Origin of the sequence: Micromonospora sp. CNB394 (genome assembly GCF_000374985.1) — a bacterium.
Lineage (GTDB): Bacteria > Actinomycetota > Actinomycetes > Mycobacteriales > Micromonosporaceae > Micromonospora > Micromonospora marina.
Genome location: NZ_KB895852.1, coordinates 40600 through 60460, shown reverse-complemented (window position 1 = coordinate 60460; position 19861 = coordinate 40600). Strand labels below are relative to the sequence as shown.

24 protein-coding genes are annotated in these 19861 nt (G+C 74.1%); 9 read left to right on the top strand and 15 right to left on the bottom strand.

Annotated elements, in window-relative coordinates; translation table 11 throughout:
- Nucleotides 1-516 carry a GNAT family N-acetyltransferase gene (locus C569_RS0123895; protein ID WP_018788268.1) on the bottom strand — a complete coding sequence of 172 codons (516 nt, stop codon included), beginning with the start codon at nt 514-516 and terminating at the stop codon, nt 1-3.
- Nucleotides 517-565: 49 nt separating this feature from the next.
- Complete coding sequence (locus tag C569_RS0123890) at nt 566-796, bottom strand: hypothetical protein (protein ID WP_026268574.1); 231 nt, start codon at nt 794-796, stop codon at nt 566-568.
- 93 nt (nt 797-889) lie between these two features.
- Here C569_RS0123890 and C569_RS0123885 point away from each other — a divergent pair, with 93 nt between their 5' ends.
- Nucleotides 890-1591 (top strand): TetR/AcrR family transcriptional regulator, encoded by a 702-nt coding sequence (locus C569_RS0123885; protein WP_018788266.1) that lies wholly within the window; start codon nt 890-892, stop codon nt 1589-1591.
- Nucleotides 1592-1604: 13 nt separating this feature from the next.
- Here the strand turns inward: C569_RS0123885 and C569_RS0123880 are convergent, their stop codons facing one another.
- Together C569_RS0123880 and C569_RS0123875 are read right to left on the bottom strand one after the other, a co-directional pair.
- Nucleotides 1605-2009 carry an SRPBCC family protein gene (locus C569_RS0123880; RefSeq protein ID WP_018788265.1) on the bottom strand — a complete coding sequence of 135 codons (405 nt, stop codon included), beginning with the start codon at nt 2007-2009 and terminating at the stop codon, nt 1605-1607.
- Between the two features lie 97 nt (nt 2010-2106).
- Complete coding sequence (locus C569_RS0123875; RefSeq protein WP_018788264.1) at nt 2107-2838, bottom strand: SDR family oxidoreductase; 732 nt, start codon at nt 2836-2838, stop codon at nt 2107-2109.
- A gap of 93 nt (nt 2839-2931) precedes the next feature.
- On the opposite strand from C569_RS0123875, the gene C569_RS0123870 reads away from it, so the two are divergent.
- Nucleotides 2932-3780 (top strand): LysR family transcriptional regulator, encoded by an 849-nt coding sequence (locus C569_RS0123870; protein ID WP_018788263.1) that lies wholly within the window; start codon nt 2932-2934, stop codon nt 3778-3780.
- A gap of 5 nt (nt 3781-3785) precedes the next feature.
- On the opposite strand, the gene C569_RS0123865 is transcribed toward C569_RS0123870, so the two are convergent.
- The 8 genes from C569_RS0123865 to C569_RS0123830 form a co-directional block, all read right to left on the bottom strand.
- The gene (locus C569_RS0123865) at nt 3786-4268 is read right to left on the bottom strand and encodes a GNAT family N-acetyltransferase (protein WP_018788262.1); all 483 of its coding nucleotides are present in this window, start codon (nt 4266-4268) and stop codon (nt 3786-3788) included.
- A gap of 28 nt (nt 4269-4296) precedes the next feature.
- On the bottom strand, nt 4297-4905 hold the full coding sequence (locus C569_RS0123860; protein ID WP_018788261.1) for an ATP/GTP-binding protein: 609 nt from the start codon (nt 4903-4905) through the stop codon (nt 4297-4299).
- The gene (locus C569_RS0123855) at nt 4886-5275 is read right to left on the bottom strand and encodes a DUF742 domain-containing protein (RefSeq protein WP_013287416.1); all 390 of its coding nucleotides are present in this window, start codon (nt 5273-5275) and stop codon (nt 4886-4888) included. The genes C569_RS0123860 and C569_RS0123855 overlap by 20 nt, the downstream gene beginning before the upstream one ends.
- Nucleotides 5272-5697, bottom strand: coding sequence for a roadblock/LC7 domain-containing protein (locus C569_RS0123850; RefSeq protein WP_018788260.1), 426 nt, complete (start codon nt 5695-5697; stop codon nt 5272-5274). Before C569_RS0123850 ends, C569_RS0123855 begins: the two co-directional genes overlap by 4 nt.
- A 66-nt stretch (nt 5698-5763) precedes the next feature.
- On the bottom strand, nt 5764-8229 hold the full coding sequence (locus tag C569_RS0123845; protein ID WP_018788259.1) for a nitrate- and nitrite sensing domain-containing protein: 2466 nt from the start codon (nt 8227-8229) through the stop codon (nt 5764-5766).
- A gap of 80 nt (nt 8230-8309) precedes the next feature.
- On the bottom strand, nt 8310-9869 hold the full coding sequence (locus C569_RS0123840) for a prenyltransferase/squalene oxidase repeat-containing protein (RefSeq protein ID WP_018788258.1): 1560 nt from the start codon (nt 9867-9869) through the stop codon (nt 8310-8312).
- The gene (locus tag C569_RS0123835; RefSeq protein WP_018788257.1) at nt 9866-10741 is read right to left on the bottom strand and encodes a terpene synthase family protein; all 876 of its coding nucleotides are present in this window, start codon (nt 10739-10741) and stop codon (nt 9866-9868) included. Before C569_RS0123835 ends, C569_RS0123840 begins: the two co-directional genes overlap by 4 nt.
- Nucleotides 10738-12075: a cytochrome P450 gene (locus C569_RS0123830; protein ID WP_018788256.1), complete on the bottom strand. Its 1338-nt coding sequence runs from the start codon at nt 12073-12075 to the stop codon at nt 10738-10740. The genes C569_RS0123835 and C569_RS0123830 overlap by 4 nt, the downstream gene beginning before the upstream one ends.
- A gap of 310 nt (nt 12076-12385) precedes the next feature.
- Between C569_RS0123830 and C569_RS0123825 the strand changes: the two genes are divergently transcribed.
- Nucleotides 12386-12634: a DUF2630 family protein gene (locus C569_RS0123825; protein WP_013287422.1), complete on the top strand. Its 249-nt coding sequence runs from the start codon at nt 12386-12388 to the stop codon at nt 12632-12634.
- 51 nt (nt 12635-12685) lie between these two features.
- Here C569_RS0123825 and C569_RS0123820 read toward each other — a convergent pair whose 3' ends face one another.
- The 3 genes from C569_RS0123820 to C569_RS0123810 all read right to left on the bottom strand — a co-directional run bounded on the left by C569_RS0123820 (nt 12686) and on the right by C569_RS0123810 (nt 15364).
- A complete protein-coding gene (locus C569_RS0123820) occupies nt 12686-13615 on the bottom strand; it encodes a serine protein kinase RIO (RefSeq protein ID WP_018788255.1) in 930 nt (309 codons plus the stop codon).
- 199 nt (nt 13616-13814) lie between these two features.
- The gene (locus tag C569_RS0123815) at nt 13815-14459 is read right to left on the bottom strand and encodes an HAD family hydrolase (RefSeq protein ID WP_018788254.1); all 645 of its coding nucleotides are present in this window, start codon (nt 14457-14459) and stop codon (nt 13815-13817) included.
- 59 nt (nt 14460-14518) lie between these two features.
- Entirely contained in the window at nt 14519-15364 is an 846-nt protein-coding gene (locus tag C569_RS0123810) for a carbon-nitrogen hydrolase family protein (RefSeq protein WP_018788253.1), read from the bottom strand.
- Between the two features lie 105 nt (nt 15365-15469).
- Between C569_RS0123810 and C569_RS0123805 the strand changes: the two genes are divergently transcribed.
- The 6 genes from C569_RS0123805 to mug all read left to right on the top strand — a co-directional run bounded on the left by C569_RS0123805 (nt 15470) and on the right by mug (nt 19827).
- The gene (locus C569_RS0123805) at nt 15470-16042 is read left to right on the top strand and encodes a TetR/AcrR family transcriptional regulator (RefSeq protein WP_018788252.1); all 573 of its coding nucleotides are present in this window, start codon (nt 15470-15472) and stop codon (nt 16040-16042) included.
- Nucleotides 16043-16146: 104 nt separating this feature from the next.
- Nucleotides 16147-17058: a TIGR04222 domain-containing membrane protein gene (locus tag C569_RS0123800; RefSeq protein WP_018788251.1), complete on the top strand. Its 912-nt coding sequence runs from the start codon at nt 16147-16149 to the stop codon at nt 17056-17058.
- The gene (locus tag C569_RS0123795) at nt 17055-17873 is read left to right on the top strand and encodes a DUF692 domain-containing protein (protein ID WP_026268573.1); all 819 of its coding nucleotides are present in this window, start codon (nt 17055-17057) and stop codon (nt 17871-17873) included. Before C569_RS0123800 ends, C569_RS0123795 begins: the two co-directional genes overlap by 4 nt.
- Entirely contained in the window at nt 17870-18316 is a 447-nt protein-coding gene (locus tag C569_RS0123790) for a hypothetical protein (protein ID WP_018788249.1), read from the top strand. Before C569_RS0123795 ends, C569_RS0123790 begins: the two co-directional genes overlap by 4 nt.
- A 31-nt stretch (nt 18317-18347) precedes the next feature.
- Nucleotides 18348-19109: an SDR family oxidoreductase gene (locus C569_RS0123785; protein ID WP_018788248.1), complete on the top strand. Its 762-nt coding sequence runs from the start codon at nt 18348-18350 to the stop codon at nt 19107-19109.
- 97 nt (nt 19110-19206) lie between these two features.
- Nucleotides 19207-19827 (top strand): G/U mismatch-specific DNA glycosylase, encoded by a 621-nt coding sequence (mug, locus tag C569_RS0123780; protein WP_026268572.1) that lies wholly within the window; start codon nt 19207-19209, stop codon nt 19825-19827.
- Nucleotides 19828-19861 lie beyond the last annotated feature (34 nt).

The window sequence follows — 19861 nt, the reverse complement described above, 5'->3', positions numbered from 1 at the left end:
TCAGGCCAGCCGCGCGGCGTACACGTGCACCGGATCCCCCGATCCGGACGTGGTCGCACGCTCGAAGCTCAGCCCGATCCGCTCCGCGACCCGCTGCGAGGGCGTGTTGTCGGGGTGGATGATCGCGACGAGGCGGTCGACGCCCAGCCGGTCGCGCGCGTGGTCGCGACACGCGGCCGCCGCCTCCGTGGCGTACCCGTGACCCTGCGTCGCGGTCCGCAGGTGGTAACCGACTTCGACCTCCATCACCCCGTCCACCGGCTGCGGAGTGAGACCGCAGTCGCCGACGAACTCGCCTGTCGCCCGTGACCTGAGCACCCACAGTCCGAAGCCGTGGCCGCGGTAGAGGCCCTCGTTCCAGCGGATCCAGTCCAGGGCCTCCGTCCGGATCCTCGGTCGCGGGTAGTAGCGCATCACGACCGGGTCGCCGAGCATGGCGGTCATGTCGTCGAGGTAGTCGACGGTCATCTCGGCGAAGGTCAGTCGTTCGGTTGCGGGCGGCGGATCAGCAGTCATCGTGGTCCCGGTCCCTTCGTCACGGCTTCGAGGCCACCGAGGCGAGTCCTCACGAGACGGTGTCGGAGTAGACCTCGACGTCGTAGAGCAGTTGCACGTTGCGGCGGCCGTTGGTGATGCCGACGAAGACCGGGTCACCGGCCGGGGTGCGGCCCTGGCGCCACACCTGTTCCCGGGCCGCTTCCCGCGACTCGTGATGGACACCGCCCTCGCGATGCGTCTGCAGGACGCGGCGTGCGGTGGTGGAGTCGCTGTCGAGGTGGATCCGCAGTAGGGGCATGGCACCCTCCTTGCCCACTGGGAGGCTGGCCTTTCGTCTGTTCAACCAGATTATCCTTGTTAAATTGCCTGTCCAGTGAACTATAATGGCTCCGTGACCGCGACCGAGCCCGGTGCGCCGGCGGCACCGGTGTGGCTGCGGGCAGAGCCGCCGCGAGTGCGGCGCAAGCCACCACTGACCCTCGAACGCATCGTGGAACTCGCGGTGTCGGTGCTGGACGAGCAGGGCATCGAGGGTCTGACGATGCGTTGTCTCGCCCAACGGCTCGACGTGACCGCCACCGCGCTCTACTGGCACGTGAAGACGAAAGACGACGTCCTGGACCTGGCCGTCGACCACATCTTCGGCGACGTGCCGGTTCCGGACGACGGCGACGACTGGACGGAGGACGTTCGCGTCCTCATTCGGGCCTGGCGCGACGCCATGCTGCGCCATCCCTGGGCACCGAAGCTGATCGGACGTCCGATGCTCGGGCCCAACGTCCTGGCGCGTACCGAGTTCCTCCAGTCGGCGCTCGTGCGCGGTGGCTGCCGCGGTCTTCACCTCGCGGTCGCCACGAGAATGCTGGCCAACTACGTCATCGGCGCCTCGCTCACGGAGGCCACGTGGCGCCGGACCGCGGACCCGGACATGAGAGCCGCAGCCCGCGACCACATCGCCGCGAGCGCCGAAACCTATCCGACGCTGAGCGCCTCCGGCCATCTCGACGACACCCGATGGGACGACGACCTGCTGTTCGAGGAGGGCCTCGGCGCCATCATCCGGGCGGCGGTGCGGACAGGGACGCCGGACTGACCACGCGCGCCTCTCAGCCGGCGACGCTCTCCAGCACTGCCTTGAGCCGGGCCAGGTCGGCCCCGACCAGTGCGGTGTCCCGGTCGAAGTCCGCGTCGCTCATGCCGGGCTGCCGCCGCAGGCTGAACACCACCTCGGTGGCGTCACCGTCGGCGATGGCACGCAGCGGCACGTACACCGTCTCACCGGAGGGCGTCAGCACCTCGTGGTCGAGCACGCCGTACTCGTTGGCCGGCGCGAACGTCAGCCGCGCCCGCCCCTGCGGGGTGTCCACGAACCAGTGGCCCTCGTCGAAGACGACCGAACCGCCGAGACCCGGCGCCCAGCGGGTCAGGTTCGCCGGGTCGGCGGCGAAGGCGTAGACCTCCGCGACCGGGCGGTCGATGTGGATGCTGAGGTGCCGGAACTCCGTGGCCACGCGCCGATGATGGCACGCCTGTCGGACGCTCGCGTTACGCTGCCACCGATTCCCACCGGCACCCGGCACCCGGCACCACATACGAGGTCCTGCACCCTCACCACGGGATCGCGCCCGCGTCCTCGAAGTAGCCGCCGGTCGGCCCGTCGTCCGGCAGCGTGGCTAGCCGGATGCCGATCGCCGCGCCCTGCTGCGGGGTCCGTACGCCCCGGAAGCCGTTCAGGTCGGTCGCGGTGAAGCCGGGGCAGGCGGCGTTGACCAGGATCCTCGTGTCCGCCAGCGCCCGCGCGTACTGGATGGTCACCGCGTTGAGCATGCTCTTCGACGGCGCGTACGCCACCGACAGCGGACCGGTCTGGTTCTCGCCGGTGGAGGCGCTCTGCCGGGTCAGCGAGCCGACGCCGCTGGAGACGTTGACGATCCGCGGCGAGACCGAGCGGCGCAGCAGCGGCAGCATCGCCTCGGTCACCCGGACCACGCCGATCACGTTCACCTCGACGGCGACCCGGATGGTCGCCAGGTCGACGTCCCCCGGGTGCTGGGGCACGCCACCGGTCACACCCGCGTTGTTGACGAGCACGTCCAGGCCGCCGGCCTCCGTCTCCAGCAGCCGGGCGGCGGCGGCAACGCTCGCGTCGTCGGTCACGTCCAGCGGTACGCCGAACGCGTCCACGCCGCCCGCGCGCAGCTTCGCCACCGCGTCCGCGAGCCGCTGCTCGTCCCGGGCGCCGACGCCCACCCGCATGCCGAGCGCGCCCAGACCGGCCGCGATCTCGTACCCGATCCCCTTGTTCGCGCCGGTCACCAGCGCGATCGTCCGTTCGCTCATGGGCTCGATCCTGTCCGCGCGGCGAGCGGGCCTCCAACACCGTCCCGGTAGCGATCGATACCCAGGCGGTATCGCCGCGGGTACGGTCGTGGGATGGAGACGCGGGAGCTTCGCTACTTCGTCGCGGTCGCCGAGGAGCTGCACTTCGGCCGCGCCGCGCAGCGCCTGGGCATCGCCCAGCCGCCGCTGTCGCGGGCGATCCGGCAGCTCGAACGGCGCCTCGGCGTGACGCTGCTGGAACGGGACAGCCGCCGCGTCGCGCTGACCGCGGCCGGGGCGGTGCTGCTGCGGGAGGGCCGGGCCGCCCTCGACGCCGTGGACGCCGCCGGCCGCCGTACCCGCCGCGCGGGTCAGGCCGCCGACGGCGGCGCGGGGCTGGTGCTGACGACCAAGGCGGGGGCGTCGAGCGAACTGCTGGCGAAACTGCTCGACGCGTACGCGGCCGAGCCCGACGCCGTCCCCGTCGAGGTCCTGCTCTGCGGCATCGGCGAGCAGGAACGGCTGCTGCGTGACGGGCGGGCCGACGTGGCGTTGCTGCACCTGCCGTTCGACTCGACCACCGGTCTGGACAGCGAGGAACTGGTCACCGAGCAGCAGGTGGCGATCCTGCCGGCCGGGCATCCGCTGGCCCGGCTGCCGCACCTGCGGACGGCGGATCTGGAGACGCTGCCCGACCTGCCCATGCCGCGCTGGCCCCGGCCCGACGGGTCGTATCCGCCCGGTCCGGGCCCGGAGGTCCGCGATCCGGCTCAGCTGCTCCAGCTCATCGCGCTCGGCCGTACCGTGGCGGTGCTGCCGGAGTCGGCGCGGTCGCTGCTGCTCGCCGACCTGACCGCCGTGCCGGTGCCGGACGCGCCGGCGGTGACCACCGTGATCGCCTGGCCACCGCACAGCCGCTCGCGGGCGCTGGCCGCGCTGGTCCGGACCGCCACCCGGCTGTAGCGGCGTCAGGCGGGCAGGTCCTTGCGCATCTGCTGGGTGACGACGCGGTAGCCGGACGTCTCGTACAGCCGGCGTGCTGTCTCGTTGGCGCCGAACACGTTCAGTTCGAGCGCCTCCGCGCCGTGCTCCCGGGCCGCCCGCTCCCCGGCCGCGAGCAGCGCCCGCCCGAGGCCGCGGCCCCGATGCTCGGCGGCCACCTCGATGTCGTAGAGGAAGGCGCAGCCCGCGACACCGCGCGGGTGGTTGAGGCCGATCCAGAGGCGTCCCACCGGCGAACCGTCGGCCAGCGCGCCGAGCAGGAAGAGCATGCCGGGCGTGGCCATGCCCTGCGGCAGGAAGGCGGCGCTCTCCCGCCGGGCGCGGTCGAGCGCCTCCTCCGCAGTCCAGTTGCCGGCGGCCACGTGCTCCTGCGCGTAGCCGGCGGCCAGCTCGTCCTGCCAGCTGTCGAACTCCTCCGGGGTCATCGCCCGGACCGTCACCTCGGTCATCCCCAGTCCCCCGTCGACGTGTGACCGCTCAGTCCTCGGCGGCGCGGCGGCGCGCCTCACGCAGCTTCATGGCGTGCTCCAGCAGCGTGATCAGCACCTCCTTGGCCGACTCCCGCTTGCGCGCGTCGCACAGCACCACGGGGACGCCCGGGTCCAGGTCGAGCGCGGCCTGCACCTCGTCCAGGCGGAACTGCCTGGCGCCCTCGAAGCAGTTCACCGCCACCACGAAGGGCGTGCCGCGCCCCTCGAAGTAGTCGATCGACGGGAAGCAGTCGGCCAGCCGCCGGGTGTCGGCGAGGACCACCGCACCGAGCGCGCCGAGCGCCAGCTCGTCCCAGACGAACCAGAACCGGTCCTGCCCGGGCGTGCCGAACAGGTAGAGCACGAGGTCGTCGCTGATGGTGATGCGGCCGAAGTCCATCGCCACCGTGGTGGTCGACTTCTCCTCGATGCCGGACAGGTCGTCGATGCCGATCCCGGTCTCGGTCAGCACCTCCTCGGTGCGCAGCGGCCGGGTCTCGCTGACCGCGCCGACCATCGTGGTCTTGCCGACGCCGAACCCGCCCGCGATCAGGACCTTGATCGCGGTGGGCAGCGGCGCGGCGCCCGTCGGCCGCTCAGAGCGCCCGTAGTCCATTGATTACCGCCTCGAAAACGTGCTCGTCGGGAAGGCCGGCGGTGGTCGCGCGCGGCTCGCGTACCTGTACCAGGCTGCGGGCGGCCAGGTCTCCGAGGAGGACCCGGACCGTGCCCACCGGCAGGTCGAGATGGGCGGCGATCTCGGCCACGGAGAGGATCCGCTGGCAGAGGCCGACGATCGCCACGTGCTCCGGGCCCAGCCCGGACTCCGACCCGACATCGGTGCGGGTCGAGGTGACCAGCGAGATCAGGTCGAACGTGCCGGTGACCGGGCGGGCCCGGCCTCCGGTGACCGCGTACGGGCGCACCACCGGGCCGGCGTGGTCGTCCACCCACTCCTGCTCCGCGGAGTCCCCCCGGCCGGTCATCGTGCCGCGTTCTCGCCGACGGGCTGTTCTCGGGTCGGTGACGCGACGAACCGGCCGACCCGGGTGACGAGCATGGCCATCTCGTACGCGATCAGGCCGACGTCCGCGTCCTCCGAGGCCAGCACCGCCAGGCAGGCGTTGCGCCCGGCCGCGGTGACGAACAGGAAGGAGGACTGCATCTCGATGATGGTCTGCTGCACGTGCCCGCCACCGAACCGCTTGCCCGCGCCACGGGCCAGGCTCTGGATGCCCGCCGCCATGGCCGCCAGGTGCTCGCCGTCGTCCCGGCTCAATCCGCGGGACGAGGCCATCAACAGTCCGTCGGTGGAGAGCGCCACGGCGTGCTCCGCCTGCTTGACCCGGCCGACCAGGTCATCCAGCAGCCACGTCAGATCCGCGCTCGAAGCCGTCTTCTGCGCCACTCGTCGTCCTCATCTTCCCGGCTGGTGTGCCGTCAGCTTCCGGTTTTCGTCGCGTCGACGTCCGGGTCAGGTAACCTGCTCGTCCGCGTCGGCCGGCCCACCGCCGGCCTCGTGGGCTCCGCCGAGCAAGCGCGCGGCATCGGTCCGGCCGCGTCGCGTACCGCTCTGGTAGGAGCTCATCATCCGGCGCACCTGCTCCGGTGCACGCGCCGTGTCGTCGGCGGCGTCGTCCGCCGCGGTCTGGTCGTGCCGCAGCTCCGGCACGAGGCTGGCCTGCCGTACCCGGACCGGCAGCCCCGCGTCGGTGACCGGCGCGGTCTCCGGCTCCGCCGCCGGCGACGCCGCTGCCGGGTCCGTCGGGGCGGCCGAGCGGCGTTCCACCACTGCCAGTTCCGTGGTGGGCCCGGCCACCGCGGGCTGCCGCTTGCGGGTACGCGCGGGCAGCCCGGAAGGGGTCAGCCGGGGCGCCTGCGCCATCGGCTCCGGCACCTGCGGGGTGGGCTCGGCCTGGTCGGGTTCGGCGCCGTCGTCCGGGCCGGACGGGGTCGCGGGCCTGTCGCCGTCGCCCTCGCGCGTGCTCCGTGCCGGGTCCGGCGCGGGCGTCGCGGGCACTGCCGTCCCGGGGGCGGGAAGGGCGTCGGCCTCGGCGGCGCCGGCGGCGGTGATCAGTTCACGCGGGATCAGCACCACTGCCGTCGTGCCGCCGTACGCGGACTCCTTGAGCTGCACCCTGACGCCGTGCCGCTCGGTGAGCCGGCTGACCACGAACAGGCCGAGCCGGGCCGCGTCGGCGAGGTTCAGCTCGGACCGGTCGACGATGCGTGCGTTGGCGGCGGCCAGTTCGTCGGCGCTCATGCCGAGGCCGCGGTCCTCGATCTCGACGGCGAAGCCGTTTGCGACGAGCTGGCCGCGGACCTCCACTGTGGTCTGAGGCGGCGAGAAGGAGAGTCCGTTCTCAATCAGCTCGGCCAGCAGGTGGATCACGTCACCGACGGCGCGGCCGGTCAGCGACACCTCGCCGAGCGGGCGCACGGTGACCCGGGTGTAGTCCTCGACCTCGGCGACCGCGCCGCGGACCACGTCGACCATCGGCACGTTGCGCCGCCAGGCCCGGCCCGGCGTCGAGCCGGAGAGCACGATCAGGTTCTCCGCGTTGCGCCGCATCCGGGTGGCCAGGTGGTCGACCCGGAACAGGTCCTCCAGCTCCTCGGCGTCGTGTTCCCGCCGCTCCATCGCGTCCAGCAGCGTCAACTGCCGGTGCACGAGCGCCTGGGTACGTCGGGCCAGGCTGAGGAACACGTCGCGGACACTGCGGCGCAGTTCGGCCTGCTCGACGGCGGTCCGGACGGCGGTCTCCTGGACGACGTTGAACGCCTTGCCCACCTGGCCGATCTCGTCGTCGCCGAACTGCAGGGGTGGCGCCTCGCGGGCGACGTCCACCTCCTCGCCGCGGCCCAGCCGTTCCACCACGCTCGGCAGCCGTTCGTGGGCCAGCTTGAAGGCGGCCTCACGCAGCCGTTCGAGCTGGCGGACGAGCGCCCGGGCCGTGGTGATCGAGACGACCACGGAGGCGATGACGGCGATCAGGCCGAGGCCGGCGGCGAGCACCAGCCGCACGATGACGCCGACGGCGACCGGCGTGGCCCGGGAGACGATGTCCTCACCGCCGGCGAGGATCACCTCCCGCAGGTCGGCCATCGCCTTCACGGCGGCGGCCTGCCACGCGGCGGCGGTCACCGGCGGGCGCACCTCGACGCCCTTGGCCGCGAGCACCTGGTCCTGGAGCGTGCGGAGCTGCTGGAACGCGTCGCCCTCGACCATCCGGTCGAAGCGGGCGCGGTCGCCGGGGGCGAGTTCCCGGGCGGTGCGGTCGGCGAGGAACCACTGCGCGCCGACCAGGCGGGCGAAAGCGGTCTGCTCGCCGACTGTGATCCGGTTGGCGGCGATCGCGCCGGTGAGCAGCGCGTCCTGTTGGGACAGCAGTTCCCGGGACCGGTTGAGGTCGATGAGCGCGGCGGTGTCCTTGGCGATCTCGTCGTCGTCGAGGCCGCCGAGGGCGTCGAAGACCGCGAAGATCCCGTCGACCGCCTCGTCGTACGCGATCAGCGTGCTGGTCCGGTCGATGGTCTTGCGGCCGACGTCGGCGCGTACCTGACCGAGCTGGTCCAGCTCGGTCTTCAGCTCGTCGAGCCGGCTCATCAGCTCCTCGCTGGCGGGAAGCTCGGTGCGCCAGTCCCGCACCGAGCGCCACAGCGCGCCGGCGGCCTCGTCGGTACGCGCGCGCTGAGCCTCCAGCTCCTGCAACCGGCCCGGATCGGACTCGCCGAGGTAGCGCAGCGACAGGCGGCGCTCGGCCTGCAACTCCAGCAGCAGCGGGTCGCTCGGCTCGAAGACGCGCGCGTTGAGCGTCTGCACGCCGAGCAGGTTGAATCCGTCCCGTACGGTTACCCAAGCGGCGAACGCCCAGAGCGCGATCAGCGACGCCAGCAGCGCGATGATCTTCGTACGGAGATTCGTACTGCGGGAACCCATCACACCGTCCTGGCCCGGTCTTCGGTCGGTTCGGAATCCGATCGACTCCGGCGCACGCTAGCAGCCGTCGTGAACCTCATTCAAGCGATCCTGATCATGGTGGGTGCGGCCGCCGTCCGGGCCGCCCCGGCGCGGCCGGAGGCCGCCAGCACCGCGGCACGCACGATCCGCGTCGGCCGGTAGAGGTCCTTGTCGTGCCACAGTGCCGGTTCGCTGTCGCATCCGTCCAGCTCGGACAGTCGAAGACGCCCCCGCACCAGCGCCGATGTGATCCGCGGGTCGCCGGGCCGGCCCGCGTCGGCCAGGGCGAGCACCGCGTACGCGGTCTCCTCGGCGGTGCCGTCCCACCGTCCCCAGGAGCCGTCCGGGCGCTGCGTGTCCAGCAGCCAGGCCACCCCCCGCTCGACCGCGGCTCGCGCCGCGCCGTCCGGCGCGTGGTCGGCGAGCGCCAGCAGCACCGCGTAGGTGGCGTAGTACGGCGAGGCGTGCCAGCGGTCCTCCCACCGCCCGTCCGGCTCCTGCCGGTCCAGCAGCCACTCGGTGACCCGGCGCCGGGCGCCGGTGACGCCGGGCGCGCTCGGTTGCTCGCCGAGCGCGTCGAGGACGTGCGCGTTGGTGGTCAGCGACGCCCCGTCCTCTCCCGGCCAGGTGCAGAAGTGCCGTCCGGTGTCGAACCCGGCCAGCGGCGCGACGCCCGGAGCGCGACCCAGCCGGGCCAGCGCGTAGAGCGTGACGGCGGTGGTGTCGGCGTCGGCGGGCAGGCCGGGCGCGGTGGCCGCGCCGGATGGTCCGACCGCGGCGCGCAGCTCGGTCAGCACCGGCTCGGGCGCCCCGACCGGCACCCCGGCCCGGACCAGGATGCCGAGCACCCAGGCCCGTTCGAACACGGTGATCGGGCTCGCGCAGGGCACCGGCCCGGGCCGGGCGACGGCGTTGAGGTAGTCCAGCACGGGGCCGGGCTCCGGCTTGCCCAGCCAGGCGGCGGTGGCGGCGGGTGAGGCGCCGACGGCACCACTGGCCGAGGGGCGTACGCCGGGCGCGCGGTACGCCAGCTCGCCCGCCACCTCCAGCGCGTGCGCCAGCTTCTCCGGCACCGGTCTTCCGGTGGCCAGCAGCCCGCGTACCCGGGTCAGCCGGGCCGGGTCGAGACCGGCGGGCAGCGGCAGGCGGGCCCGGCCGGCCCACTCGGCCAGCCCGGGTGGCGGCCCGGCCGGACCGTCGAGGTGCCGGTCCACAGCGGTCAGCAGCGCCGGCACGATCAGGTCGGTGGCGGGCAGGTCCGGCGGGGCGCCGTCGCGCAGGGCGCCGGTCAGATGCGCCAGTCCCCGGTGCGCGGCGGCGGCCGGCGCGGTGGCCGGACCCTCGTGGTGCAGCACGGCCAGCAGCGCCTCGACCGCGCTCAGCGTCGGCACGAGCGCGTACCCGCCGGGGCCGCCCCAGCCGCCGTCCGGGCGCTGCCGGTCCAGCAGCCAGGTCACGCGCCGGTCGTGGCCACCGAGCCAGGGCGCGAGGGCGACCAGCCGTCCGGTCTCGTAGACCGACGGTGACGTCTGCCCCTCCGGCTCGCCGCCGAGTTCGGTGATCAGGTCGTGCGTGGCCCCGGACCGGGTGGCGGGCACCGGTCCGGCGGTGAGCGTCACCGCACGCCCCAGAAGTCGGTGTTCCGGTAGAAGCCGGTGGTGAAGCCGAGCTGCCGGGACAGGAAGTCGGCCTCCCGGGGCACCTCGCCGGCCAGCTTCGCCAGCAGGACACGGCAGTGGTCGACCTGCTCGGCGAAGCGCCGCTCGACCTCGGTCGGGTCGTCCACCAGCAGCAGCGCGTTGAGGTCGCCGGACTCGGCGTCGCGGCGGTGGGTGCCGAGGTCGTTGGCCAGGCGCAGGGCGCGCTGGACCTCGTCGCCGACCTCGATCAGGCGGGCCAGCGTGGCGGCGTCGGACACCGACCCGGTGTGGATCCAGTGCGCCACGTTCACCACTGTCGCGGCGAGGTTGTCGGCGTTCGCGAGGTAGTCGGTGAGCGTGGGGCGGGCGGTGTGCCGCCAGTCCCACTCACGGGCCATCGCGTCGAGCGTGCGTGCCATCGTGTCCCGCCAGTGGCCGCGCAGTGCCGGCCAGGCGGGCGCGGCGGCGACGTCGTCGCGCAGCTCGGCGAGGAACCGGCCCAGCGGGTCGCCGGACTGGCCGCCGTCGAGCACGTCCAGGCAGACGCCGGTGATCCGGTTCACCTCGGCCCGGCTGGTGGCCTGGTGGTCGACCAGCCAGTCCACGGCGAATCCCCAGAGCACCGCGCGGTTGGTCACCGCGAGTTCGGCGGCGGTGTGCCAGGGGGCGCTGAACGCCATCGCCTGCGCGATGCTGCTGAACAGCGTCGCGTCGAACGGGTCGCCGGGGAACAGCTCGGGGTGCGCGGCGGCGGCCTTGCGCAGGCCGCGCTGGCCCTGCGCGGCGAGCGCGCAGACCCGGCCCTGCTCCGCGGCGACGGCAAGCGGATCGGGGGTGGGTCCGTCGGTCATGCCCGCTCCGCCCGCCCGGCCGCGACGAGCGTCAGCTCGACCCGTTCGCGCGGCCGCAGCGCGGCCGCCAGCCGCAATCCGGGTACGCCGGGGCGGTGCAGCCGGAACCGGTAGCGGCTGAGCATGGTGGCGAGGATGAGCTGCGCCTCCAGGTAGAACAGGTACATGCCGAGGCACTGGTGCGGGCCGCCGCCGAACGGGAAGTGGGCGTACCGGTGCCGGGTCCGGACCCGCTCGGGGCGGAACCGTTCCGGGTCGAACTCGTCCGGGCGGTCCCAGAACTGACGCATCCGCTGGGTGATCAGCGGGCTGACCGCCATCGTCGCGCCGGGCTCGATCGGCACGCCGTCGATGACGTCCCCGTCGACCGCTCGGCGCGGGATGATCCACCCGATCGGGTAGAGCCGCAGCAGTTCGTCCAGCACCATCCGGGTGTACGTGAGCCGGCTCAGGTGCTCGCGGCGTACCGGCTCGCCGCCGAGCACCTCGTCGATCTCGGCGTAGAGCCGCTCGGCCACCTCGGGGTGCTGGTCCAGGTGGGGCCAGGCCCAGGTGAGCACGTTGATGGTGGTCTCGGTGGTGGCGGCGAACATCGCCACGGTGTCGTTGCGGACCTGCCGCTCGTCGAGTTGCCGCCCGTCGTCGGTACGGGCCTGCCAGAGCGTCGAGATGACGTCGTCGCCCTGGTCGGCGGACTCCCGCGTCTCGCGGACGATCGGCACCAGCACGTCGTCGACGATGCGCACGGCGCGGGCGAACGTGCGGTCGCCGGGCATCGGCAGGGACAGCGGCGCGAACGGCACGACGATCCGGGGGAGGACGGCGGTGGCGATCCGGTCCTGCGCCTCGATCACGCGCAACGCGTCCGGCACCGAGATCCGGTCGGCGAAGAGCACCTTCATGATCGCCCGGCTGACGATGCGCGCCTGCTCCACGCCGATGTCGACCGGCTGCCCGGCGCGGGCCGGCTCGTCCAGTTCGTCGACGGCGTCGCGGATCGCGTCGGCCATCCCGTCGACCAGCGCCTCCACCCGCTTGGCGGTGAACATCGGCTGGAGCATCCGCCGGCTGGCCGACCAGATCTGCCCCTCGCCGAGGATCCCCTCGCCGAACAGCCGCTTGACCGGGCGCCAGAACAGCCCGTCACCGGCCCGCTCGTAGTTGTCCGCCCGGTCCCGCAGGACGTGCTGCACGTGCCGGGGGTGGGTGACCAGGTACGGCCGGAACGAGCCGAGGTTGAGCCGGACCAGGTCGCCTCCGGTACGGTTGCCGATGTCGATGAGGGCTCGGGCGGGGTCGCGGAGCACCGCGGGCAGGATCTGCCGCAGCGGCACGGTCCGGGGCCGGCCGGCGGGCCTCGGTGTGTCCGTTGGTTCGGGCACCTGAACGCTCCCTCGGTTGACTCAGGGTCGCGACTCCGTATCGACCCGTGACGTTGCCAGCGAGCATGCCATCCTGAGCGGCAGATCAAAAGGCAGGTCGGAGGATATTTCACGTAACAACAATCTCTTTGTCGAAAATGGAGCCCGTGGGATGTGCGTCACTGCCGTACACAGTGGCCGTTGCGGAGAGCGAGCGACGCTCACCTCTGCGGACGACGGCAGAACGCGGGCGCGGACCCGTCCGCTGTGCCAAGCTTCGGGCATGGACGACAAGACCATCCTCAGCCGGATCTCGGAACTCGTCGACGAGGAGCACCGGCTGCGTGCCGACGCGCAGCAGCACGAGGCCGGCACCGACGACGAGGCGCGGGAGCGGCTGCGCGCGCTGGAGGAGTCGCTGGATCAGTGCTGGGACCTGCTGCGCCGCCGCCGGGCGGCCCGTCAGGCGCACGGCGACCCGGACGCCCAGGGCGAGCGTCCGGTGCCGGAGGTCGAGCGCTACCTCCAGTGACCCGGACCGGACCGGCGTCCCGGGCGGTCTCCCGCCCGGGACGCTCGTCGGTCAGCGGATGCCCGCCTCCCGCAGCAGCGCCTTGGTCAGCGCCGCCGGGTCGGTCACCGTCGCGGGCATCCCGCGGGCGGTGAACCAGGCGGCCACCACCCGCACGTCGCGGGCCAGGAAGTCGGCCCCCTGCGGGTTCGCCACCACGTCGACCACCTGCGGCAGGTCGATCATCACCAGCCGGCCCGCGTGCACCAGCAGGTTGTACGGGGACAGGTCACCGTGTGCGTACCCGGCCCGGGCGAGCACCGTCAACGCCTCCACGAGCTGGTCCCACAGGTCGCGCAACCCGTCGTCGTCGGGCCGGGTCTGGGCCAGCCGCGGCGCGGCCTCCCCCGCCTCGGCGTCGCCGACGAACTCCAGCATCAGCTCGGTGCCGAGCAGCTGCACCGGGTAGGGCACCGCGATCCGCCCGGAGGCGGCCCCGATCTCCCAGAGCTGGGACAACGCGGCGAACTCGGCCGCCGCCCACTGCCCGGCGATCATCTGCCGGCCGAACGCGGTGCGGCCGGTCATCGCCCGCATCTCGCGGGACCGGCGCACCCGGCGGCCCTCCAGGTAACCGGCGTCGCGGTGGAAGAGCCGGTGCTGGGCGTCGCGGTACCGCTTGACCGCCAGCAGGCAGGCGCGGTCGGTGCCCGGCACGGCGCGGCGGACCAGGTGGACGTCCGCCTCCTTGCCGGTCTTGAGCACCCCGAGCTCGGTGTCGCGGGCGGCCAGCTCGGTGACCAGCCAGTCCGGATGCGGCTCGGGGCCGTGGACGGCCTGATCCCAGGAGGACCAGGCGTCCTCCGCCTCGGGCTCGGCGTCCGGGTCGGTGAGGGTCGGCGGGGTACGCCGCCCCCGCTTCAGGAAGTCGGGTTCGTCGTCGTCGAAGCGGCTCTTGCCGCGGCCACGGCGCTGCGGCGCCGGGAGGTCGTGATCGCGCACGGGTGGACATGTCCTTCGATCGAGGCTGGTGGAGGCAGGTGGAACGACCCTGCGAAAACGGCCATGACCGACCTCCTCTCCTCGACCGGGCACACCCCGGCTGCGCACTCGCGCGGCACCATGCTCGTGCGTCAACCCCGGGCGGGTCAACGGAATTTCCGCGCCGCCGCTCCCGTCGTCCGGCGTGCCGCCGCAGCGGTCAGCCGGCCAGCACGGCCGCGACGGCCGCGATCAGTCCGTCCTCGATCCGGGTGGGCGCGAACCTCGGGTCGGACCAGCGGCGTCCCCGGTGCAGCCAGACGCTGGGCAGGCCCACAGCTGTCGCGCCGCCGATGTCCGCCTCCGGGCTTTCGCCGACCACCCACGCGCCGCGCAACGGCATCCGGGCCCGCTGGGCGGCGAGCGCGAAGATCCTCGGGTTGGGTTTGCTGACGCCCGCCTCCTCGGAGATCACCCAGTCGGCGACGTACCGGTCCAGGCCGGTCTTGCGGATCTTGGTGTCCTGTTGACGGGACGCGCCGTTGGTGACCACCACCGGCACCCAGCCGGCGTCGGCCGCGATCCGCAGCGCGCAGGCCACCAGCGGGTCCAGCCGCATGTGGGCCACCACGCCGTCGTGCAACTCGTCGACCAGGTCGATCGAGGGGATGCGCAGCGCGTACCGGTCGCGGATCGCGTCCGCCACGTCCCACCTGTTGGTCAGCCCGTCGGCGTCCACGGACACCAACCAGTCGAGGTCGGCCGGGGGCGCGCCGATGCCGTCCAGGAAGCGTTCTCCCCAGACGCGGAACGGCCCGTCGCGGTCCAGCAGGGTGTTGTCCAGATCGAGCAGGAGCAACGGCACCTGGGCACCCTACGGGAAGGGCCGGAGCACCGACAGGGGCGAGGGCCCCGCCACGGCGATCAGGCGACCAGGACGGCGCGCGCCGCCCCGGCGTCGACCGGGCGGTCCCGCAGCATCGTGTGCGCCGCGCGGGTGGCGGCCAGCGCGTCCGGGTCCAGCGTGGCCACCAGCACTTCCTCGCCGGTGTCGGCGCCCCGGGCCAGCGGCCGGCCCTCCGGGTCGTACACCGCCGCGCCGCCGTTGAACCGCCACGGATCGGCGCCGCCGACCGCATTGGCGAAGACCACGTACATCGTGTTGTCCAGCGCCCGTGCGGCGTAGTAGAGGTCGCGCCGGTGCGCCGAACCGGTCAGGTAGCCACTCGGGCAGAGGTAGCCGTGCGCGCCGTCGCCGGCCGCGGCCCGCGCGTGCTCCGGGAAGCAGCCGTCGTAGCAGACGCCCAGACCCAGGCGCCACGAGTCGACCTCGATCGTGGCACCCCCGCGGCCGGCGTCGAACAGCTCCCGCTCGCCGCTCCAGAGCTGCTGCTTGTCGTACGCGGCGGTGACCGTGCCGGCGGGGTCGACCACGAGCGAGGAGATGGTGCGCCGCAGGTCGGGGTGGCGGACGGCGGCGCCGATCACCACTGCCGCGCCCGCGTCGGCGGCGGCGCAGCGCAGCGCGTCCAGCCGGGCGTCGGTCACCCGGCCGTCGGCGTCCGCGGCCACGTCCGTGGCGTCCGGGTCGGCCCCGAGCGTCGGCGGGTGGTACGCCGGCAGGAACAGTTCGGGCAGCACCACGACGCGGGCGCCCTCGGCCCGGGCGACGAGGCGGGCGGCGGCACCGGCGTTGCCGGCGACGTCGCCGGGGACCGGCTGGGCCTGGACGGCGGCGACGGTGAGCGGGCGCGTGGGAGGTGCTGACACGCGCCGATCCTAACCACCCGACGGCGAGCAGATGATCTTCCAGAAACGCATCTCAAGCCGTACGTACGGTTTGCGTCGGCCGGTTCCACCTGCGACGATCCGTTCGTGCCCAGAGTAAGTCAGGACCAGCTCGACGCGCGCCGGCAGGAGATCCTCGCGGCGGCCCGGGCGTGTTTCGCCCGGCACGGTTACGAGGGCGCCACCGTGCGGCGGCTGGAGGAGGCCACCGGCCTGTCCCGTGGCGCGATCTTCCACCACTTCCGGGACAAGGACTCCCTCTTCCTGGCCGTGGCCGAGGACGACGCCGCCGCAATGGTGGAGACGGTCGCCCGCAACGGTCTCGTGCAGGTCATGCACGACCTGCTGGCCCGGGCCGTCTCGCCGGACACCACCGGCTGGCTCGGCAGCCAGCTGGAGGTCTCCCGCCGGCTGCGCACCGACCCCGCCTTCGCCAAGCGCTGGGCGGAGCGGTCCGAGGCCATCGCCGAGGCCACCCGGGAGCGCCTGCTGCGCCAGCGCGAAGCGGGCGTGCTCCGCGACGACGTGCCGATCGACGTCCTCGCCCAGTTCCTGGAACTGGCCTACGACGGGCTGGTGCTGCACCTGGCGATGGGCCGGCCGGCCGGCGACCTGGCCCGGGTGCTCGACCTGGTCGAGGAGGCCGTCCGCCGGCACTGAACCGGCAGCGGTCTCGGTCCGGTAACTACGCCCCTCCAGGAGATCGACTCTGGCGCGCCTGCTCCACAATGAGCCGCGACCCCTCCTCGCGACAGGAGCAGACGATGACCCCCTCCGACACCTGGGGCATCCCTGGCCCCGTATTCCTGCGCTGGTACCTCCTGCTCGCCGTCGTCGTTGTCGTCGGCGCGATCGTCCACCGGCGCCGCATTCTGGAGGGCACGCCGGTCGCCGTCCACGGCGGACTGGGGCCGCAGCAGGTCGCCTTCCTCAACGGCGGCGACCAGCTCGCCGTCTGGGCCGCGCTCGGCGGGCTGCGCCACGCGGGCGCGGTCGGCGTACGGCCGGACCGGCGGCTCACCACCGGCGGTCCACTGCCGGCCGGGGCCACCCCTGTGGACCAGGCGGTGCACCACGCGGCGAGCCGGGGCCTGCACACCCGTGAGCTGGCCGCCGACGAGTGGGTCCGGCGGGCGGTCGACGAGCTGCGCGACGACCTGGTACGCCGGGGCCTGGCACTGGATCAGGAGCGACGCCGGACGCTGCGGCGCGGCGCGCTGCTGGTCGGCTTCCTGCTCGCCATCGGCATCGTGCGCACGGTCACCGGACTGTTCAACGACCGGCCCACCGGCTGGCTGCTGCTCAGCCTGTTCCCGCTCGGCCTCGCGTTCGTGCTGCTCAACCGCGTGCCCTGGCGTACCCGGGCGGCCACCGCCGCGCTGAACGACATGCGCCGCCGGCACGCCTGGCTGCGGCCCGACGCCGGGCCCGCGTACGCCACGTACGGCCCGACCGAGGTGGCGCTGGGCGTGGCGCTGTTCGGCACCGCCACGCTCTGGACCATGGATCCGGGCTTCGCGGAGCAGGCCGAGATCCAGCGGCAGGCGCTGGGCCAGACGGGCGGCGCGAGCACCGGCACCTCGTGCGGCGGGGGCCCCACCGCCGGTGGCGCCTCCGCGTGCGGCGGCAGCTCCTGCGGCGGGGGCGGTGGCTGCGGCGGCGGGTGCGGCGGATGACCGGTCCGTCCGGCGTCGGCATCGGCTGGCGTCCCGAGATCGCCGGCTTCGTCGCCAGGCTGCCGGGACTGCGCTTCGTCGAGGTGGTCGCGGAGGCGGTCGCCCCGGCCCGACCGCTCCCCGACGGGCTCACCGAGCTGCGCGGACGCGGCGTCGACGTCGTACCCCATGGAGTGCGGCTGTCCCTCGGCGGCGCGGAACCGGTCGACCCGGCCCGGGTGGCGCACCTGGCCGGGGTGGCCGCGGCCCTGGACGCGCCGCTGGTGAGCGAGCACATCGCGTTCGTGCGGGCCGGCGGCCTGGAGGCCGGTCACCTGCTGCCGCTGCCGCGCAGCCGAGAGGCGGTCGCCGCGGTGGTGGCGAACGTACGGCGGACGCAGGCGGAGCTGCCCGTGCCGCTGGCCCTGGAACCGATCGCGGCGCTGTTCGACTGGCCGGACGACGAGCTGGACGAGGCGGACTTCCTCACCGAGATCCTCGACGCCACCGGCGCGCTGCTGCTGCTCGACGTGGCGAACGTGCACGCCAACGCCCGCAACCGGGGCGGCGACCCGGCCGCGTTGCTGGACCGGCTGCCGCTGGAACGCGTCGCCTACGTGCACGTGGCGGGCGGCGCCGAGCACGGCGGCTTCTACCACGACACGCACACCGACCCGGTGCCCGCCGCCGTGCTGGACCTGGTCCGCGAGCTGTGCGCCGGACGCCGACCGCCCGCGCTGCTGCTGGAACGCGACGGGCACTACCCGCCCGCCGCCGAGCTGCGCGGCGAGCTGGACGCGCTGGCCGCCGCCTCCGGTCACCCGGTGGTGACGTGAGCGGCGACCTGGCCGCCCGGCAGGCCGAACTGGTCGCCGCGCTCGTCGCCGGTGGACCGCTGCCGCCCGGCTTCGCCCCGGAACCGGTCGCGGCGGCACGCCGGGCGCTGCTGCGCAAACGGGCCGGCGACGTGGCCCGGCACTGGCCGCTGCTCGCCGCCGGACTCGGGCCGGCCTGGCCGGCCACGTTCACCACGTGGGCCGACGGCCGTCCCACGAACGGTTCGCTGCGCGACGGCTGGGACCTCGCCCGCGACCTGCGCGACCGGGACACGCTGCCGCCACTGGGCGCGGAGGAGCTGGCCGAACGCGAGGCCGCGAGCCGCTACGACGGCCGTCGCCCGCCCCGGCCACGCCGGCTGCCGGCCCTCGCCCGGACCGGCGGCGCCGTCGCGGTTCAGGTCGCCGGCCGGGTACGCCTGCTGCGGCCCGCCCCACGCTGACAGCCACCCGCCGGTACGGCAGGATCGGTGCATGGATCTCGGACTCGCCGACCGGGTGTACGTGCTCACCGGCGCCTCCGGCGGCCTCGGCTTCGCCACCGCCGAACAACTCGTCGCCGACGGTGCCCGGGTGGTCGTCTCCGCGCGCACCCCGGAACGGGTGGCCGCCGCGATCGAAGCGCTCGGTGACCCGCAGCGGGCGATCGGGCTGACCGCCGACCTCGCCGACCCCGCCACGCCGGAGCGTCTCGTCGCCGCCGCCCGCGAACACTTCGGACGCCTCGACGGCGCGCTGGTCTCCGTCGGCGGCCCACCGCCCGGCACCGCCGCCACCGTCACCGACGAGCAGTGGCGCGAGTCGTTCGAGACGGTCTTCCTGGGCAGCGTCCGGCTCGCCCGCACGGTGGCCGGCGCGCTCACCGACGGCGGCGCGATCGGGCTGGTCCTGTCCACCTCGGTACGCGGACCGCTGCCCGGCCTCGGCATCTCCAACGGCCTGCGGCCGGGCCTCGCCGGCGTGGCCAAAGACATGGCCGACGAGTTCGGCCCGCGCGGCGTACGCGTGGTCAGCCTGCTGCCGGGACGGATCATGACCGACCGCAACCGGGAGCTACTGGCCGGCTCCGACGACCCCGAGCGGGCCCGCGCGCAGGCCGAGGCGGCGATCCCGCTCGGGCGCATCGGCGATCCGGCGGAATTCGGCAGGGTCGCCGCGTTCCTGCTCTCCCCCGCCGCCGGATACGTCACCGGGATCACCGTTCCGGTCGACGGCGGCGCGCTGCGTGGGCTGTGACGGTGGGTACGGTGGCCGGACTTCCGGCGGCGGCTCCGGTGAGCCGGGTGCGGGTGGCCGCGCCCGCGGCGAACCGGTCACGCGAGACGGTGTGCCGGTGAGCGATCGACGGCGGCCGGGCGGTGGGCGGCCCGAGGCCGCGCCCGGACCGGGCACGCCCGCCCGCCGCCACCCCCGGCCCAGCCGGGAGCAGCTCGCCGCGGCGACCGACCGGCTGCTGCCCGACGTGATCGCGCCCGGACTCGACGTGCTGTTCGTCGGCATCAACCCGGGCCTGTGGTCGGCGGCCACCGGCTGGCACTTCGCCCGCCCGGGCAACCGGTTCTGGCCCGCCCTGCACCGGGGTGGCTTCACGCCGCGCCTGCTGCACCCCAGCGAACAGGACACGCTTCCGGCGCTCGGCCTCGGCATCACCAACATGGTGGCCCGGGCCAGCGCCCGCGCCGACGAACTCACCGCCGGCGAGCTGGTCGACGGCGCGGCCACGCTCACCGCCAAGGTCGAGCGCTACCGGCCGCGCTGGGTGGCGGTGGTCGGGGTGACCGCGTACCGGATCGGGTTCGCCCGGCCGAAGGCCGGCTTCGGGCCGCAGCCGGAGACACTCGCGGCGGCCCGGCTCTGGGTGCTGCCCAACCCGAGCGGCCTGAACGCCCACTTCACCCCGGAGACGCTCGGCGCCGCGTTCGCCGAGCTGCGTGCCGCGGTCGCCGGGGGCTAGGGCTTTCGGTCGTCCGCGCCGGCTGGACCGTCGC